Genomic DNA, 17,649 nt, shown 5'->3' with positions numbered 1-17,649 from the left:
TGGCCCGTGGGCCGGTCAGCGATGAACAGTCGGGGAGTTCTCAACCGTTCTTCGCAACTCCGGCCTCGCTGTCCTCCGTGACTTCGGACCCGATGACGGGCACGATCGCGTCGAGGAACTGATGCGCCCACCGCAGGATGTCCGAATCGGTCATCTCCTTGGCATCGAAGCCGGTTCCCGCCATCGGCTTGGGCACGAGCACGGACCGGATCGCCGGTTTGAGCAGCGACTTCGGGTAGAGGCGTTTGAGCCTGACCACCTGGGAGTCTGCGAGTTCGAGCGGACCGAAGCGGATGAAGTTGCCTTGCACGACGATGTCGCTGACTCCGGAGGCCCGGGCGCGAATGCGCAGCCGGGCGACGTCGGCGAGCACTCCGACGGCCTCCGGGTAGGGCCCGTAGCGGTCGACGAGTTCGTCGAGGACTTCCTGCAGTTCGGCTTCGTTCGCCGCGGCCGCGAGCTTCCGGTAGGCCTCGAGGCGCAGTCGCTCGTGATCGACGTAGTCGGCCGGCAGGTGGGCGTCGACGGGCAGCTCGATGCGCATCTCCGCTTCGGGTTCGGTGACCTCCCCGCGGAACTTCGCCACGGCTTCCCCGACGAGACGGACGTAGAGGTCGAACCCCACTCCTTCGATGTGACCGGACTGCTGACCGCCGAGGAGGTTGCCGGCACCGCGGATCTCGAGGTCCTTCATCGCCACCTGCATGCCCGCGCCCAGTTCGGTATGAGCCGCCAGCGTGGTCAGGCGGTCATGGGCGGTCTCGGTCAGCTGGGTGTCCGGCGGGTAGAGGAAGTAGGCGTAGGCGCGTTCGCGTCCGCGACCGACGCGTCCGCGCAGCTGGTGGAGCTGGGAGAGACCGTACTTGTCGGCGTTGTCGATGATGAGCGTGTTCGCATTCGCGATGTCGATGCCGGTCTCAACGATCGTCGTGCACACGAGCACATCGTATTTCTTCTCCCAGAAGTCGACGATGACCTGCTCGAGCCGCGATTCGTTCATCTTCCCGTGGGCGATGGCGATCCTGGCCTCGGGCACCATCTCGGCGATATGCCCGGCCACTGCCTCGATGTCGCGGACCCGGTTGTGGATGTAGAAGACCTGGCCCTCACGCATCAGCTCACGGCGGATCGCGGCCCTGATCTGCTTGTCCTCGCGTCTGCCGACGTAGGTCAGCACCGGGTGCCGTTCCTCGGGCGGTGTGGCCAGGGTCGACATCTCGCGGATGCCGGTCACCGCCATCTCCAGGGTGCGCGGGATCGGGGTCGCCGACATCGCGAGCACATCGACGTTCGTCCGCAGCGCCTTGAGCGTCTCCTTGTGTTCGACGCCGAAGCGCTGCTCCTCGTCGATGATGACCAGCCCGAGGTCCTGGAACCTCACCTCACCGCTGAGGAGGCGGTGGGTGCCGATGACGAGGTCGAGCTTCCCAGCGGCGAGATCCTCCTTGACCTTCTCGGATTCCTGCTTGGTCCGAAACCGCGACAGGGCTCCGAGGGTGACGGGGAATCCCGAATACCTCTCGGCGAAAGTCTCATAGTGCTGCTGCACGAGCAGGGTCGTCGGCACGAGCACGGCGACCTGTTTGCCCTCCTGGATCGCTTTGAACGCGGCACGCACCGCGATCTCTGTCTTGCCGTAGCCCACATCGCCGCAGATCAGACGGTCCATCGGCACCGTCTTCTCCATGTCGGACTTGACCTCGTCGATGGTCGTGAGCTGGTCGGCGGTCTCGACATAGTGGAATGCGTCTTCGAGTTCGCGCTGCCAGGGGGTGTCGGGACCGTAGGCATGGCCGACGGTGGCCTGCCTGGCCGAGTAGAGACGGATGAGTTCTCCGGCGATCTCCTTGACGGCTTTGCGGGCCTTCGCCTTCGTCGTCTGCCAGTCGGCGCCGCCCATCTTGTTGAGGTTCGGGCTCTCCCCGCCGACGTAGCGGGTGACCTGGTCGAGGGCATCGCTGGGCACGTAGAGACGGTCTCCGGGCTGGCCGCGTTTGGCCGGGGCGTACTCGATGATGAGGTATTCGCGGGTGTGCTTGTTCGCACCCCTGCCCGTGGTCCGCTGCGTCATCTCGACGAACCGGCCCACGCCGTGCTGATCATGGACGACGTAGTCGCCCGGGGTCAGGTTGAGCGGGTCGACCTGATTGCGTCGGCGTCGGGTGGGCAGGCGTCGCATATCCCGCGTCGAGGTGGCCGCCGCACGCCCGAGGACGTCGGCCTCGGTGAGCACGGCGAGCCTGAGATCGTCGAAGACGAAGCCGCCGAACGAGGTCGCCGTGGTCACGGTGACGAGGGCCTCGGGCAGGTCGGTGGGATCCTCGACGAAGCTGGCAGGCACTCCGGCCTCGGAGAACACCTCGACCATCCGTTTGCCCGGCCCCGGTCCTTCGGTGAGCACGAGGATGCGCCACTTGTCATGGACGAGACCTTTGACGTCGGCGAGGATCGCCTCGACATCGCCGGCGTAGCCCTTCGGCGTCCGGGCGGGGACGGAGAAGATGTTCTCCTCCGGACCCGCCAGCTCCTCATCGTGGGCGAAGCCGCCGATCTCCCACCACGGCAGGCCGATGAGGCGAGCGCCTTCGGCCATCTCGGCGACGGTGCGGAAGGTCGCTGCCGACAGGTCGATCGGCGATTCTCCCCCGGCGGCGGCACCGACCCAGGCGGCCTCGAGGAATTCGTTCGTCGTCTCCACGAGATCGGCAGCGCGGGCCTCGACGCGTTCGGGTTCGGTGATGATGATCTTCGACTCGGGCGGCAGCAGCGCGATGATCGGCTCCATTCCGTCGGCGAGGACGGCGGAGAGGGATTCCATGCCTTCGACGGCGACTCCCCCGGCGATCTTCTCGAGCATGTCTGCCGCACTCGGCACGGTCTCGGCGAGTTCACGCGCACGGGCGCGGACCGAGTCGGTCAGGAGCAGTTCGCGGCACGGAGGCGCAGAGAGGTGCAGAGGCTCGTCTCCGTCTTCGGCGGGGATCGACCGTTGATCGCTGACGGAGAACTCGCGGATCTCATCGACCTCATCGCCGAAGAACTCCACACGCAGCGCCCGCTCGGCCGTGGCCGGGAAGATGTCGACGATGCCGCCGCGGACGGCGAATTCACCGCGCCGGGAGACCATGTCGACGCGCGAATAGGCGAGTTCGGTCAGCTTCTGCGACAGATCGTCGATCTCGCATTCGTCTCCGACGGAGAGTTCGACCGGTTCGATGTCGCCGAGTCCCTTGGCCAGCGGCTGGAGGAAGGCGCGGACGGGGGCGATGACGAAGGTCAGTTCCTTACCCGGACTCGGGTGGGTCAGGCGGCGGAGCACCTCGAGACGCTGGCCGACGGTGTCCGAGCGCGGGGACAGCTTCTCATGCGGCAGCGTCTCCCAGCTGGGGAAGACCGCGATCGATGCGGCCGGAACCCAGTCCGCGAGCGCCTCGGCGAGGTCTTCTGCCTCACGCGTGGTGGCCGTGACGATGAGCTGCGGTGCACCAGCCGTGGCCACCGTCCGGCGCAGGATCGAGGGCCACAGTCCCTTGATCGCGTCGATCGTCCCACCGCTCGTGCTCGGGTCGTTGAAGGCACCGACGAGTTCGGTGATGGTGGGATTCTGGCGTGTGAGATCGAGTCCGTTGAGCACCCGAACATTCTAGGCCACCGGACGGACACGGCCCAGCCTGTGCGGGGTCGAGCGAAACCGGTCGAAACGTGTGAGGATGGGCATATGGCGAAGATGAGAACTGTCCTTGCAGGTCTGGCTGCCACGGCTCTCCTGCTCGCGGGCTGTACGAACGATGCCGATGACGACATCGACGTCGCCGAACGGTGGGACTTCCACTCTCGCCCCGATCTCGGACCGCCGAAGGTCGACATCGACTCCGGTGCATTCCCCGACCGCGGGGGTCTCAAGACGTTCCTCGCCCCGAAGGGCCAGACGCAGACCGACGAGAAGTCCTGGGTCGGGGGCCTCATCCTCGACGCGGACGGTGAGCCCATGTGGATCCGAGAGAACGAGGGCACCCTGTGGGACCTGCGGGTTCAGCAGTATCAGGGCGAACCGGTGCTCACGTGGTGGGAGGGCCTGGCCGAGACCCCGCACACCGCCGGAGAGGTCGTCGTCCTTGACACCTCGTATCAGGAGATCGCGCGGGTCGGCATGGGCGGGGATCTGCCCAAGGACACCTCCGACCTGCACGAGACGACGATCACCGACGACGACACCATGTTCCTGCTCTCCTATGTCAAGAAGCAGACGGATCTGTCCTCGGTCGGCGGTGACGCCGACGGCTGGGTCTGGGAGGGCGTGGTCCAGGAGGTCGACATCGCCAGTGGTGAGCCGCTCGTCGAATGGCATTCCCTCGACGACGTCCCCGTCGACGAGTCCGAAGCCGAGCTCAAGGACGGGGAGGGGACGAAGGACGAACCCTACGACTACATCCACCTCAATTCCGTCAGCGAGGACGACGGCGGGGATTCGCTGCTCGTCTCGGCCCGCAACACGCATGCGGTCTACCAGCTCGATCGGACGACTGCGGACCTCCATTGGGTCCTCGGCGGCAAGGCCTCGGACTTCGAGATGGGAGAGGGGGCGACCTTTGCCTGGCAGCACGACGCCCACCGGCGTGCGGACGGGACGATCACGCTGTTCGACAATCATGCCGCGCCCCGCCTCGGCGATACCCGCGGTCTGCGTCTCGACGTCGATGAGAAGGACAGGACCGCCGAGGTGGTCACCGAATATTCTGCCCCCGACGATCGGTCGTCGGGCAGTCAGGGCAACCTGCAGGAGCTCGACAACGGCAACGTCGTCGTCGGATGGGGCTCGGAGCCGTTCGTCTCCGAATTCTCCAAGGACGGGAAGCTGCTGAGCGACCTCACCTTCACCGGCGGATCGAACTACCGGGCCTATCGCTTCGACTGGCATGCCCGGCCGACCGCACCGCCGATCGCAACGAAGTCCGAGCCGCAGGCCGGCGTCACCCGCATCCACATGAGCTGGAACGGAGCCACCGAGGTCGCGTCCTGGCGGGTGCTCAGCGGAGAGGACGAGGACCACCTGGCTGAGAACACCGAGGTGGAGCGCGCAGGGTTCGAGACCGCGGCCGACATCACCCCGAACGGGCCGGCGATCGTCGTCGAGGCCCTCGATGCGAACGGCGACCCCCTCGGATCGACGCGGGCGGTCAAGCGCGAGAGCTGAGGCCCGCTCGCCCGGCTGAGACAGTCCGGTGTGCCGGATGCACGCTGGCGAACATTGCGGGGTGATAACGGGGCTAACGGAACGATCACGATTGCCCGGCCGCCGCGGATATTCGGGGTTCTCCAATCTTCATCGCCCACAATTGGACCATGAGCTCCAACCACTCCCCCCGTTTCTCCGACGAGGAGTCACGAATCCTCTTCGGGTCCGATTCCTCCGCCGGGTCGCCCCACTCCGGCCGCTCGGCGAATCCACCGGTCGCCCATCTGAATACGAGCGTCGACCGCGACCATCATCTCTCGCGCTTCGTCCCGGTGCTCGTGCTGCTGGCGGTCATGTGGGTCGTCGAGATCGTCGACACGCTCCTGCCGATCGACCTCGATCGGTTCAGCCTCGAGTCGTGGCACCCTCTCTCGCTCTACGGCCTGGTCACCTCGCCGCTGCTGCATTCGGGCTTCGGCCACCTCCTGGCCAACACGTTCCCGTTCCTCGTCCTCGGAATCGTCATTGCTGTCGAAGGCTCCCGACGGTTCTGGCAGGTCACGGCCATCACCGCTCTGGCCTCCGGGCTCGGAGCATGGCTGACGACCCGGCCGGGACACCACATCGTCGGTGCCTCGGGCATCGTGTTCGGATTCTTCGGCTATCTGGCCGTGCGCACCTGGTTCACCGATGACGTGCTGCGCAAGATCGTCTACTTCGTCATCGGGTTCTTCATCTTCGTCACCTACGGTGCGTCGATGATCTTCGGAATGCTCCCGCAGGCCAACGACATCTCCTGGCAGGGGCACCTCTTCGGCCTCGCCGGCGGCGTCTTCGCCGCATGGCTGCTCCACCGCCGGCGTGCGGGGGCGGAACAGAAGAGCTGAGGCGGCACCCAACAGCTGAGTCCGCGCAGACGAGCTGAGGCTGGGTCGCTCAGCGTGAGTGGAACTTCTGCTGCGCCGTGTCCAATCCCTCATTGATGAGGAGTTCGACGGAGTCGGCAAGGTCGGCGATGAAGATCGGCAGCGTCTCCCGCTCGGCCTTCGCGAACGGGCGGAGCACATAGTCCGCAGTATCCTGCCGACCCGAAGGCCGTCCGACACCGGCACGAACCCGCAGATAGCTCTTCGTACCCAGCACGGAGGTCATCGACCGCAGACCGTTGTGTCCGCCCTCTCCCCCGCCGAGCTTGATCTTGATGGTGTCGAAGGGGATGTCCACGTCGTCGTGGACAGCGATGATCCGATCTGTCGGAATGCCGTAGAAGTCGGCGAGCTGGCGCACGGGCCCGCCGGATTCGTTCATATACCCGGTCGAGGTTCCCAGCACCACCCGGGGCCCGGGCACACCCGGCACGCTGCCGGTGGGCAGTCGCCCGGTGCCGACGTTCGTGCGCAGCTTCGTCCGGGTCAGCGTCGTCCCGATACGAGAAGCGAGCTCGGCCACGACCATCTGCCCGATGTTGTGACGGGTCGATTCGTACTTCGGTCCCGGATTGCCCAAGCCGAATACCAACCATGTCTCGTTCGTCAATGCCGCTCTCTCCCCTGGTGTCTGCCGCCCGGGTGCCTCACCGCTCTCGTGCCGGGCCGGCTCCCGGTGCCCGGATGCTGCCCGACGGAGACGACTTCGGTGGGCCGCCGCAGGGACGACCCACCGAAATCATTCATCAGTCGATGCTCGTCACGACGCCGCTCGGCATCGTGACGATGAGGAATCACTCCTCGTCGGAGCCCTCTTCCTCGGTCGACTCCTCGGCGCCGGACTCTTCGTCGGTCGACTCTGCCTCGGTGGCTTCTTCCTCGGCGTCGGACTCGGTGTCCATCTCGGCCTCTTCCGAGACGTTGACGATGAGCAGCTCTTCGTCGGCGACGAGTTCGACACCGGCGGGCAGCTCGACCTGACCGGCGAGCACGTGCTCGCCTGCCGGGCGGCCTTCGACGCTGACCTCGATGAGTTCGGGCAGCTTGGTCGCATCAGCCTTGACGGCGATGGTCGACTCCTCCTGCGAGACCATGGTCCCGGGAGCGGCCTCTCCGACGACGTGGACGGGCACGTCGACCTCGATCTTCTCACCGCGCTTGACGATGATGAGGTCGAGGTGCTCGATCTCACGGCGAACGGGCTCGACCTGGACGTCGCGGGCGATGGCCAGGACGTTCTTCGAACCGTCGGTGCTCTCGATCTCGAGCAGCGCGTTGGCGTGCTTGAGTGCCATCATGGTGGCGTGGCCTTCGAGCGAGATGTGGACGGGATCGCCGACGTGTCCGTAGACGACGGCGGGGATGCGGCCCGCACGACGGATGCGGCGCGCTGCGCCCTTGCCGAACTCATTGCGAGCTTCGGCCAGAAGTTTGAAGTCAGCCATTTTCTCTCCTTCGTGGTGAACTTATCTTCAAGCACCACGGCGAAACAGCCTGGATCCGCTGCGAACTGTGACCAGGCGAACCGGGTGGGTTCGTGCAGTTCGTGGGACGTCGGCCGCGTCGATCACGGAGACAGAAGTCTCCCTCGCCGAGGCAACCCCACTAGTCTACGGCACTGTCCGCGGCCGCACCAAGTCGGCCGACGACGGCATCGGCGCACGCGTCGATGCCGGTCTCGGTGAGCAGGATGTCGTAATGGTTCGTGCCCTGCACACCGATGACGGACAGCCGCGGCCACCGCTTCGCGTAGTCGTCGACGAGCTCGGGCGGATAGAGTCCGGGTTCGGCGGCGACGAGGTCGCGTTCGGCGAAGAGGAACACGACCTCGCCCTGCCGGCCCTCATCCCCCATCACCGTTGCCAGCGCATCGGCGTAGGCGGAGCCTGTGTACATATCGGCCGAATCGGACTGCATCGCCTCGATCGAGGTGGAGGGCTGGAACGAATGGTCGTCCTTGGCCGCAAGATCGTAGACGAAGCTCTCGGTGGCCACGGTGTCGAGACCGTCGACGAAGGCCGGGTGGGCGGCGAAGAACGCGAGGTACTCCTCGACGGTGGCAAAGCTCATCGACAGCCGTTCGGCGGCGGGACCGAGCACGGCAGCGATGAGATCGTCGGTGTCGAGGTCATCGTCGTTGAGATCGTCGACGGGCTCACCGCCGGTCGGCTGCCCTACGGGCAGCGGAAGCCCGCCGTCGATGAGCACGGGCCCCCGGAAGCGTCGGGCTGCCTCGGTGCCGGTGTCATCCTCGTCAGGCATGGCCGCCAGGGTCATCGCGACGAACCCGCCCATCGAATGCCCGACGAGCACCACCGGCCCCTCGGGGGCGAAGGCGTCGATCACGGCGCGGACGTCACGGGCATGGGCGGCCATTCCGTAAGGTCCCGGCAGGGTCCGGGAATCGGCGCGACCACGCAGGTCGGGGCCGATGACGCGGACCTCGGTCAGGGCGGAGACGAGGCCGGCGAAGAACAGATGGTTCGAGGTGATGCCGTGGATGACGCAGACCGTGGGCACATGTCCGGGCCCGGCGGCCACGGGTTCCCATACCCCCACGGACAGCTGACCACCGTCCACGTCGACCCGGTACCGGTTGTAATCGTGTGACGACATCGTCGCGGTTCCCTTCGTCGCTTCCTCCCAGTGTAGATCGAAGACGGCTCGGAGACGACGGAACCCCGAGTCGATGATCGACTCGGGGTTCGTCGAGAGTGCCGCGGTCGGCCGCGGTATCCGTGCCGGGCTGCGTTGTCCTCGCAGGTCTGCGGCGGGAGGTTCTCGGTTCAGACCTCGAAGAGGCTCGTGACCGATCCGTCTTCGAACACCTCGTGGACGGCTCGGGCGATGAGCGGGGCGATCGAGAGGATGGTGAGCTTGTCGAAGGTCTTGTCCTCGCTCAGCGGCAGGGTGTTGGTGACGATGACTTCCTGCGCCACGGAGTTCGACAGGCGTTCGACGGCCGGGCCGGAGAACACCGCATGCGTGGACACGACGATGACGCCGGTGGCGCCGGCGGCCATGCACGCATCGGCGGCCTGAACGATGGTGCCGCCGGTGTCGATCATGTCGTCGACGAGCACACAGGTGCGACCCTCGACCTCACCGACGACGCGGTTGGCCTTGGTCTCGTTCGGACGGGTGATGTCGCGGGTCTTGTGGATGAACGCCAGGGGCACTCCGCCCAATGCGTTCGACCAGTTCTCGGCGACCTTGATGCGGCCGGCATCGGGCGAGACCACGGCGAGGTCGCCGGGGTACTTGTCCTTGACGTAGCCGGCGAGGATCGGCATCGCGATGAGGTGGTCGACGGGGCCGTCGAAGTAGCCCTGGATCTGCGCGGTGTGCAGGTCGACGGTGATGATGCGGTCGGCGCCGGCGGTCTTGTAGAGGTCGGCGACGAGGCGAGCGGAGATGGGTTCGCGTCCGCGGTGCTTCTTGTCCTGGCGGGCGTATGGGAAGAATGGTGCGATGACGGTGATCCGCTTGGCCGAGGCGCGCTTGAGGGCGTCGACCATGATCAGCTGCTCCATCAGCCATTCGTTGATGGGCGCGCAGTGGGACTGGAGGACGAAGACGTCGCTGCCGCGGACCGACTCGGAGTACCGGACGTAGATCTCGCCGTTGGCGAAGTTGTAGATGTCGGTGGGGAGGAGTTCGGTCCCCAGGTTCTCCGCGACTTGTTCGGCGAGTTCGGGATTCGCCCGGCCGCTGACCAGGACGAGCTTCTTGTCGCCGGCCGTCGTTATCTCATTCACTGATCCGGTTCCCCTTCGGATGCGTTTTCGGCCGCCTGCGCTGCAGACGTGCCGGGACGATTGGTTTGGACCCAGCCCTCCAGGTTGCGCTGTGGGGCCACCGAGATGGCCAACGCTCCTGCAGGGACATCCTTGCGCACCGTCGTGCTCGCACCCGAGTAGGCGCCGTCGCCCACCGTGACAGGGGCGACATACATATTGTCCGAGCCCATGCGTGCGTGTTTGCCGATGACGGTGCGGTGCTTGTTGACGCCGTCGTAGTTGACGAACACCGAGGCGGCTCCGATGTTCGTGCCCTCGCCGATCTCGGCGTCGCCGACGTAGGACAGGTGGGGGACCTTCGCTCCCTTGCCGATGTCGGCGTTCTTCGTCTCGACGAAGGTGCCGATCTTTCCACCTTCGCCGAGGCTGGTCCCGGGTCGCAGGTAGGCGAACGGTCCGACGTTGGCGTCGGGTCCGATCTGGGCGAGTTCACCGTGGGTGCGCACGACGTGGGCACCTGCGCCCACCTCGGTGTCCTTGAGGGTGGTGTCGGGTCCGATCACGGCGGAAGCGGCGATGTCGGTGGCGCCGAGCAGCTGGGTGCCGGGCAGGATGGTGACGTCCTGGCCGATCGAGACGTCGACGTCGATCCAGGTGGTGTCGGGGTCGATGACGGAGACGCCGGCGCGCATGAACTTCTCGCACTGACGGCGGTTGAGCTCCTTGCCCAGCTGCGCCAGCTGGACTCGGTCGTTCGCGCCTTCGACCTGCCACAGATCGTCGGTGGCGGTGGCGGCGACGGGGCGGCCGGCCTCGCGGGAGTGGCCGATGACGTCGGTGAGGTACTTCTCTCCCTGCGCGTTGTCGGTCGTCAGGGAGGCCAGGCCCTCCTTGAGGGCGGAGGCGTCGAAGGCGTAGATGCCGGAGTTGATCTCGCTGATGGCCCGTTCGGTCTCGTCGGCGTCCTTCTGCTCGACGATGCGCAGCAGGGATCCGTTCGCATCGCGGACGATGCGGCCGTACCCGCTGGGGTCGTCCACCTCGGCGGACAGGACGGTCACGGCGTTCGAGGCGGATTCATGGACCGCGACGAGGCCGTTGATGGTCTCGGTGGTCAGCAGCGGAACGTCGCCGTAGGTGACGACGATGGTGCCGGTGAGATCCTCGGGGAGCTGGGTGAGCGCACATTCGGTGGCTCGGCCGGTGCCGGGAACCTCATCCTGATCGGCGATGAGCAGTGTGCGCTGGGAGGCCAGGGGCAGGGAGTCGAGATGGGCGACGAGCTGGTCGCGTTCGTGACGGACCACGACGACGAGATGCTCGGGCGAGGTGCCGGCCGCGGCGGACACGGCATGGTGGAGCAGGGAGCGCCCTCCGATGGGATGCATCACCTTGGGAAGCGCCGACTTCATACGGGTTCCCTGGCCGGCGGCCAGTACGATGACGGCGGTCGGTGAAGTCTGCGACATAGTTGAATCCTTCGCAAGTCGGATTGGGCCAGCTCCGCCCATAGGATTCGAACCTATACTGCACGGCTCCAAAGGCCGGCGTGCTGCCATTACACCAGGGCGGAACAGCGTGACCAGTTCAGGGGCCCGCGCTCACGAGACACCATCATGCCACTACGATGAACGCTATGGAAATTCTACGCGAGATTCTGCTGACCCTGCATCTGGTCGGAATGGCGATCATCGTCGGCGGCTATTTCACGGTCATCCGCTCACCGAAAGTGGTGCCCGGAATGCTCCACGCGGCCTATCTGCAGCTCATCACGGGACTGCTGCTCATGGGTCTGGCGGAGATGGGCGACGGGGACGTCAACCACATGAAGCTCGGGATCAAAATCGTCGTGGCGATCCTCGTCACCGTCTTCGCTTTCATCGGCAATAAGAAGGAGAAGGCCTTCACCGCATCGGCCCCCGCCGAGGGAGGAGTGATCACAGCAGTGAAGAGCCCCTCGGCCACGATGGCGCATCTGACGTTCGCATTCGCGGTCCTCAACGTCCTCATAGCCGTCTTCATCCACTGATTGCTACCTGACGGCGGCCCAGCAACCTTGCGCGAGGTTGCTGGGCCGCCGTCACGTAGCAAATGGGGTGGGGAGGACGGCGGGATCGTGTCGTGTCAGAGGCTGACGGTATCGTTGATGGCGACATGACTGCTGCAGCTGAACACATCGACCATGCCGCCGGCGCCGATTCCCGGGCGGCCGAACTCCTCACCGGGCTCAATCCCAGGCAGCGCGAGGCCGTGATCCACACCGGTTCCCCGCTGCTCATCGTCGCCGGGGCCGGATCGGGCAAGACCACGGTGCTCACCCGCCGCATCGCCTATGCGCTGGCCACCGGACGCGCCCACCCCGGCGAGGTGCTCGCCATCACCTTCACGAACAAGGCGGCCAAGGAGATGGCCGAACGCGTCTCCTCCATCGTCGGCCCGGCTTCGCGTGCCATGTGGGTCTCGACGTTCCACTCCTCGTGCGTGCGCATCCTCCGCCGGGAGGCGAAGGTGCTGGGCATGAAGTCGAACTTCACGATCTACGACGCTCAGGACGCTCAGCGCCTCGTCGCTCAGATCCTCAAGGAGCTCGGCTTGGATACGAAGAAGTACGCACCGCGGGCCATCCTGCATCGGATCTCGAACCTCAAGAACGACCTGCAGACGCCCGACGACTTCATCCCACGACCGAACAACCCTGCCGATGAGGTGCTCGCCGACGTCTTCAAGCGCTACACCTCCCGCCTGCGACTGGCCAATGCCTTCGACTTCGACGACCTCATCGCCGAGACCGTTCACCTCTTCGGAGCCTTCCCCGAGGTGGCCGATTCCTACCGTCGTCGGTTCCGTCATATCCTCGTCGACGAGTACCAGGACACGAACCCGGCTCAGTACGCGCTCATCAAGGCTCTGGCCGGCGACGGTGCCGGAGGGTCCACAGGCGCCGAACTCACCGTCGTCGGCGACGCCGACCAGTCGATCTACGCTTTCCGCGGGGCGACGGTGCGCAATATCGTCGAGTTCGAGAAGGACTTCCCGAACGCGGACACCATCCTGCTCGAGCAGAACTACCGGTCGACGCAGAACATCCTCGACGCGGCGAACGCGGTCATCGCGAACAACGACGATCGGCGCGAGAAGAAGCTGTGGACCTCCGAAGGCTCGGGTGAGCCGATCATCGGCTGGGTGGCCGAGAACGAGCAGGGCGAGGCACGGTTCATCGTCGACCGCGTCGACGACCTCATCGACGAGGAGCAGTACACCTACGGTGACTTCGCCGTCTTCTACCGCACGAACGCGCAGTCGCGTGCGATCGAGGACGCCCTGGTGCGGTCGGGCATTCCCTACAAGGTCGTCGGCGGCACCCGCTTCTACGAGCGCAAAGAGATCAAGGACGCCCTCGCCTACCTCCGCGTGGTCGCCAATCCCGATGACGACGTCAATCTGCGTCGCATCCTCAATGTGCCCAAACGCTCCATCGGTGATCGCACCGAGGGTCTCATCGCCGACTTTGCCGACCGCGAGGGCATCAGCTTCTACACTGCGCTGGGCCGGCTCGATGAGATCCCTCACCTGAGTTCGCGCGCCCTGACCTCGGTGCAGAAGTTCTACGATCTCATGCAGGATCTGCGCTCGACAGCCGAGTCCTCTCCTCTGTCGCGGGTCATCGAGGCGATCCTCGAACAGTCCGGTTACCTCGAGTCGCTGCAGAAGAGCACGGATCCGCAGGACGAATCGCGGGTGGACAACCTCGCCGAGCTCGTCGCTGTGGCCGAAGACTTCGTTGCCACACGGGAGGCCGCCGCCGTCGATTCCGACGGCGATGGCTCTGGTTCGCAGGCATCGGGTGCGGAGTCCGCCACGGCGGCAGATGTGGCAGGCACCGACGCCGAGGCGGCCGACCGTGACGACGAATCGACCGGTCCGCGGGCCGCCACGTCCGACACCGGCTCAGACGAGGCTGCCGAGGACGAGGAATCGGCTGTCGAAGCGGCTCCCGGGGTGGGCCCTGCGGCCATCGACCAGTTCCTCGAGCAGGTGGCTCTGGCCTCGGACACCGATCAGATCCCCGATGCCGAACTCGGTCAGGTCACGCTGATGACGCTGCACACGGCGAAGGGGCTGGAGTTCCCGGTCGTCTTCCTCACCGGTCTCGAGGACGGCGGCTTCCCCCACGCCCGGTCGTTCGAGAATCCGCAGGAGCTCTCCGAGGAACGCCGCCTGGCCTATGTCGGGCTCACACGCGCCCGTCAGCGTTTGCTCGTCACCCGTGCCGAGACCCGAAGCATGTGGGGCCAGCCGCAGTACAACCCGCCGAGTCGATTCCTCGGCGAGATCCCGGAGAGCCTCATCACCTGGGAGAACACAGGCAGCTTCTCCGGTGGATTCGGATCCGGTGGGCGGTCCGGCGGATTCGGATCGGGTGGGTACGGGCCCGGTGGGTACGGCTCCGGGGGCTCGTCGTCCGGATACTCCGGCGGCTTAGGTTCGTCGCGTTCGACAGGCGGTTCGTCCCGCTCGCGTTCCGGTTCGTCCGCCTCGGCGCCGGTGGCCGGATTCCCCAATCGGATCCGCCCCAATCGAGAGGTCATCTCCGTCGAGGTCGGAGAGAAGGTCTCGCACGAGTCCTTCGGCCTCGGCACCGTCACCGAGGTCAACGGGGTCGGTGACAAGACCGTCGCGGTCGTCGACTTCGGTTCGGCCGGGTCGAAGCGACTGCTGCTGCGCTACGCCCCGATCGAAAAGCTCGGCTGAGAGACTCGGTCATGCGGCTGGTCAGCCCCGGCCCGGTCAGACCAGCCCGGTCTGACCGGGCCGTCGCACAAGGAAAGCGCCGAGGAGAACCGGAATTCTCCTCGGCGCTTTGTCCATGCCGGACGCGGCTATGGAATGAAGGTCATTCGTTGCCAAGCTTGTCGTCGGCTCCGTCGCGACCCTTGTTGATCTGGTCTTCGAACTTTCCACCGGTGACATTGTTGGCTGCGTCCGAGGCCTTGTCCAGGCCCTGGTCGCTGATCTCTTCACCCTTATCGCTATTCAAGGCGTCCTTGGCTTTGTTAGTAAGATCGTCGAGTCCCATGCTGTCTCCTTTCATCGGAAAAGGTTCGAAGCGAACCTCTGACGACACTCACCTTGCCACTGATTAGGGCGCGACGGCACCGGCAGATTCCATTTCCCAGAGGATGCACATATTCGAGGTCATCGCGACTGCGGGACGATGAACGCCAGCCCGATCAGCAGGACGGCGAACAGCACGCATGTGGTGATGTCGACGGCCTTCGAACGATTGGTCCACACCTCGTTCCTCGGCGGCGGCATCGCCCTGAACACGGCCAGGACTGCCGGCACAACGGCCAGAACGACGGCGCCGAGGCGGAAGTCGATGAAGGTGCATGCTGCGGCAGCGCCCGCCCAGAGGAGGCAGCCGAGCAGCACCCAATCCCGGCGGGTGGGATGCGCGTACCGGCGCTTCCAATAGATCCACCGCTTTGAGATCGGGCCTCTCCCCCGCCCCCGCCGGGCATGGCGAGGGTGAGGGTGTCTCATCTCAGTGGAAGAAATGGCGGCTCCCGGTCAGGTACATCGTGATGCCTGCCGCTTCGGCGGCCGCGATGACTTCGTCGTCGCGGATCGATCCGCCCGGCTGGACGACGGCTGTGACGCCGGCGTCGATGAGGATCTGCAGGCCGTCCGGGAACGGGAAGAAGGCGTCCGAGGCGGCGACGGAACCGGCGGCGCGTTCGGCTCCGGCACGCTCGACGGCCAGCTTTGCGGAGTCGACCCGGTTGACCTGGCCCATGCCCACGCCGACGGAGGCCCCGTTCTTCGCGAGCAGAATGGCATTGGACTTCACGGCCCGACCGGCTCGCCACGCGAACTCGAGGTCGGCCAGGACCTCCGGGGCTGCGGCAGGTCCCGCGGCCAGCGTCCAGTTCTCCGGGGAGTCTCCGTCGGCTTGGAAGGCATCACGGTCCTGGACGAGGAACCCGCCACTGATCGGCTTGATCTCCGAGGCGGGCACGTCGACGTCGCCGAGTTCGAGCAGACGCAGGTTCTTCTTCGTCGACAGAATCTCCAGGGCCTCCTCGGTGAAGGAGGGAGCGGCCAGGCACTCGGTGAAGATCGGTTTGATCGACGCGGCGAGTTCGGCGTCGACCTCACGGTTGACTGCGATCACTCCGCCGTAGGCCGAGAGCGGGTCGCAGGCGTGGGCGGCCGCATGGGCGGCGGCCGCGGTCTCACCGACGGCGATCCCGCACGGGTTGGCGTGCTTGATGATCGCCACGGCGGGCTGGTCGAAGTCGAAGGCGGCACGGATCGCGGCATCGGTGTCGGTGTAGTTGTTATACGACATCGCTTTGCCGCCGAGCAGGGTGGCCCCGGCGATCCCGCGGGTCCCGTCGGCGTAGACGGCGGCGGCCTGGTGCGGGTTCTCTCCGTAGCGCAGGTCGGCGATCTTCTCACCGGTGACTCCGGCGAAGGCCGGCTGTTCGTCGGTGCCGAGCTCGGCGGCGAACCATGCGGCCACGGCCGTGTCATAGGCCGCGGTATGGGCGAAGGCGCGGGCGGCGAACGAGCGTCGCGCCGCGAGGTCGAATCCCTCCCCTGCCGCAGCGTCGAGCACCGCCTGGTAGTCGGTCGGATCGGTGACGACGGTGACGGTGGGGTGGTTCTTCGCGGCCGCGCGCACCATCGAGGGTCCGCCGATGTCGATCTGTTCGATGCAGTCGTCGAAGCCGGCGCCGCTGGCGACCGTGTCGGCGAAGGGGTAGAGGTTGACGATGACGAGGTCGAAGGGCTCGATCTCGAGCTCGGCCAGCTGTTCGAGGTGATCGGGTTTGCGGGAATCGGCGAGGATCCCGGCGTGCACGCGTGGGTGGAGGGTCTTGACCCGCCCTTCGAGACATTCGGGGAATCCGGTCAGCTCTTCGACCTTCGTGACGTCGACCCCCGCCTCGGCGATCTTCGCGGCCGTCGATCCGGTCGACACGATCTGCACGCCGTTGGCGTTCAGTCCGCGGGCCAGATCCTCCAGACCGGTCTTGTCGTAGACGCTGATCAGCGCTCTCTTGATCGCGCGGGTTCCTGTCACAGATCCTCCTTGAGGTTCGGTCGCCGGTCGGTTCTTCGCACGGCTGGGTTCAGTTCGGCACCGTCGCCGAGGCGGCATATCCGCGGACATGCCGACCATCGACGACGAGGTCGGAGTGGGCGAGGTGGGCGAGGACGCGGACGAGTTCCTCCCGTTCGCGGGTCTTGATCCGTTCGTGCACGGTCTCTTCGGTGTCATCGTCGCCGACGGGCACCGCGTACTGCGCGATGATCGGACCGGTGTCGACGCCGGGGTCGACGAGGTGGATGGTTCCCCCGGCGATCTTCACCCCGTGGGCGAGCGCGTCACGCACTCCGTGCGCGCCCGGGAACGAGGGCAGGAGTGCCGGATGGGTGTTGATGATGTGCTGTGGGAACGCCGCGACGAAGTCCTCGCCGAGGATGCGCATGAATCCCGCCGAGACCACCCAATCGGGTGCGTACTCGGCGACGGTCTTCCGCAGGGCTTCGTTCCACATCGCACGGTCCGTGAAGTCCTTGGGACGGACGACGAAGGTCGGCACATCGTGTCTGCGTGCTCGGTCGAGGACACCTGCCGTCGCAGAATCCGACCCGACCGCGCAAATGTCGACACCGCGCGCACCATCGACGAATGCGTCGATGACTGCCTGCGTGAGGGTACCGGAGCCTGAGGCCAGAAGAACGATGCGCACCCGCACAGTCTAACGTCTGTGCCGGAGCGAGGCGCCCCGGCACT

14 protein-coding genes and 1 tRNA gene are annotated in these 17,649 nt (G+C 66.1%); 4 read left to right on the top strand and 11 right to left on the bottom strand.

The genetic code is table 11. The features are described 5' to 3' along the window. Positions 1–40: 40 nt before the first annotated feature. Positions 41–3,634: a transcription-repair coupling factor gene (gene mfd, locus HK401_RS15120; RefSeq protein WP_181275494.1), complete on the bottom strand. Its 3,594-nt coding sequence runs from the start codon at positions 3,632–3,634 to the stop codon at positions 41–43. A gap of 84 nt (positions 3,635–3,718) precedes the next feature. Between mfd and HK401_RS15115 the strand changes: the two genes are divergently transcribed. Together HK401_RS15115 and HK401_RS15110 are read left to right on the top strand one after the other, a co-directional pair. Further along, complete coding sequence (locus HK401_RS15115) at positions 3,719–5,194, top strand: arylsulfotransferase family protein (RefSeq protein ID WP_181275493.1); 1,476 nt, start codon at positions 3,719–3,721, stop codon at positions 5,192–5,194. Between the two features lie 149 nt (positions 5,195–5,343). Continuing rightward, a complete protein-coding gene (locus HK401_RS15110; RefSeq protein WP_181275492.1) occupies positions 5,344–6,063 on the top strand; it encodes a rhomboid family intramembrane serine protease in 720 nt (239 codons plus the stop codon). Positions 6,064–6,112: 49 nt separating this feature from the next. On the opposite strand, the gene pth is transcribed toward HK401_RS15110, so the two are convergent. From pth to HK401_RS15080, 6 genes are all read right to left on the bottom strand, one after another. After that, complete coding sequence (gene pth, locus HK401_RS15105; RefSeq protein WP_181275491.1) at positions 6,113–6,712, bottom strand: aminoacyl-tRNA hydrolase; 600 nt, start codon at positions 6,710–6,712, stop codon at positions 6,113–6,115. Between the two features lie 184 nt (positions 6,713–6,896). Then, positions 6,897–7,547, bottom strand: coding sequence for a 50S ribosomal protein L25/general stress protein Ctc (locus HK401_RS15100; RefSeq protein ID WP_181275490.1), 651 nt, complete (start codon positions 7,545–7,547; stop codon positions 6,897–6,899). 160 nt (positions 7,548–7,707) lie between these two features. Further along, positions 7,708–8,718 carry an alpha/beta hydrolase gene (locus tag HK401_RS15095; protein ID WP_181275489.1) on the bottom strand — a complete coding sequence of 337 codons (1,011 nt, stop codon included), beginning with the start codon at positions 8,716–8,718 and terminating at the stop codon, positions 7,708–7,710. A 170-nt stretch (positions 8,719–8,888) separates the two neighbouring features. After that, complete coding sequence (locus HK401_RS15090; RefSeq protein ID WP_181275488.1) at positions 8,889–9,860, bottom strand: ribose-phosphate diphosphokinase; 972 nt, start codon at positions 9,858–9,860, stop codon at positions 8,889–8,891. After that, positions 9,857–11,311 carry a bifunctional UDP-N-acetylglucosamine diphosphorylase/glucosamine-1-phosphate N-acetyltransferase GlmU gene (gene glmU / locus HK401_RS15085; protein WP_181275487.1) on the bottom strand — a complete coding sequence of 485 codons (1,455 nt, stop codon included), beginning with the start codon at positions 11,309–11,311 and terminating at the stop codon, positions 9,857–9,859. Before glmU ends, HK401_RS15090 begins: the two co-directional genes overlap by 4 nt. A gap of 32 nt (positions 11,312–11,343) precedes the next feature. Next, positions 11,344–11,415, bottom strand: a tRNA-Gln gene (locus tag HK401_RS15080). 63 nt (positions 11,416–11,478) lie between these two features. Here HK401_RS15080 and HK401_RS15075 point away from each other — a divergent pair. Next, positions 11,479–11,871 carry a hypothetical protein gene (locus HK401_RS15075; RefSeq protein ID WP_181275486.1) on the top strand — a complete coding sequence of 131 codons (393 nt, stop codon included), beginning with the start codon at positions 11,479–11,481 and terminating at the stop codon, positions 11,869–11,871. 125 nt (positions 11,872–11,996) lie between these two features. Then, positions 11,997–14,594, top strand: coding sequence for a UvrD-helicase domain-containing protein (locus HK401_RS15070; protein ID WP_181275485.1), 2,598 nt, complete (start codon positions 11,997–11,999; stop codon positions 14,592–14,594). A 142-nt stretch (positions 14,595–14,736) separates the two neighbouring features. On the opposite strand, the gene HK401_RS15065 is transcribed toward HK401_RS15070, so the two are convergent. The 4 genes from HK401_RS15065 to purN form a co-directional block, all read right to left on the bottom strand. Beyond that, complete coding sequence (locus tag HK401_RS15065; protein ID WP_181275484.1) at positions 14,737–14,919, bottom strand: antitoxin; 183 nt, start codon at positions 14,917–14,919, stop codon at positions 14,737–14,739. Between the two features lie 119 nt (positions 14,920–15,038). Beyond that, positions 15,039–15,275, bottom strand: coding sequence for a DUF3017 domain-containing protein (locus HK401_RS15060; protein WP_309136012.1), 237 nt, complete (start codon positions 15,273–15,275; stop codon positions 15,039–15,041). Positions 15,276–15,387: 112 nt separating this feature from the next. Further along, on the bottom strand, positions 15,388–16,932 hold the full coding sequence (gene purH, locus HK401_RS15055; protein ID WP_181275482.1) for a bifunctional phosphoribosylaminoimidazolecarboxamide formyltransferase/IMP cyclohydrolase: 1,545 nt from the start codon (positions 16,930–16,932) through the stop codon (positions 15,388–15,390). Between the two features lie 49 nt (positions 16,933–16,981). After that, entirely contained in the window at positions 16,982–17,605 is a 624-nt protein-coding gene (purN, locus tag HK401_RS15050; protein WP_181275481.1) for a phosphoribosylglycinamide formyltransferase, read from the bottom strand. Between the last annotated feature and the right edge of the window lie 44 nt (positions 17,606–17,649).

This window comes from Brevibacterium oceani (assembly GCF_013623835.1).
Classification (GTDB): Bacteria; Actinomycetota; Actinomycetes; order Actinomycetales; family Brevibacteriaceae; genus Brevibacterium; species Brevibacterium oceani.
The sequence above is the reverse complement of the archived record's forward strand: the minus strand, read 5'-3'. Positions and strand labels throughout refer to the sequence as shown.

What these genes read in the sequence shown, in the direction of transcription:
- HK401_RS15115 (WP_181275493.1), top strand. Translation starts at nt 3,719, where the DNA reads ATGGCGAAGATGAGAACTGTCCTTGCAGGTCTGGCTGCCACGGCTCTC.
- HK401_RS15110 (WP_181275492.1), top strand. Translation starts at nt 5,344, where the DNA reads ATGAGCTCCAACCACTCCCCCCGTTTCTCCGACGAGGAGTCACGAATC.
- HK401_RS15100 (WP_181275490.1), bottom strand. Translation starts at nt 7,547, where the DNA reads ATGGCTGACTTCAAACTTCTGGCCGAAGCTCGCAATGAGTTCGGCAAG.
- HK401_RS15095 (WP_181275489.1), bottom strand. Translation starts at nt 8,718, where the DNA reads ATGTCGTCACACGATTACAACCGGTACCGGGTCGACGTGGACGGTGGT.
- glmU (WP_181275487.1), bottom strand. Translation starts at nt 11,311, where the DNA reads ATGTCGCAGACTTCACCGACCGCCGTCATCGTACTGGCCGCCGGCCAG.
- HK401_RS15075 (WP_181275486.1), top strand. Translation starts at nt 11,479, where the DNA reads ATGGAAATTCTACGCGAGATTCTGCTGACCCTGCATCTGGTCGGAATG.
- HK401_RS15070 (WP_181275485.1), top strand. Translation starts at nt 11,997, where the DNA reads ATGACTGCTGCAGCTGAACACATCGACCATGCCGCCGGCGCCGATTCC.
- HK401_RS15065 (WP_181275484.1), bottom strand. Translation starts at nt 14,919, where the DNA reads ATGGGACTCGACGATCTTACTAACAAAGCCAAGGACGCCTTGAATAGC.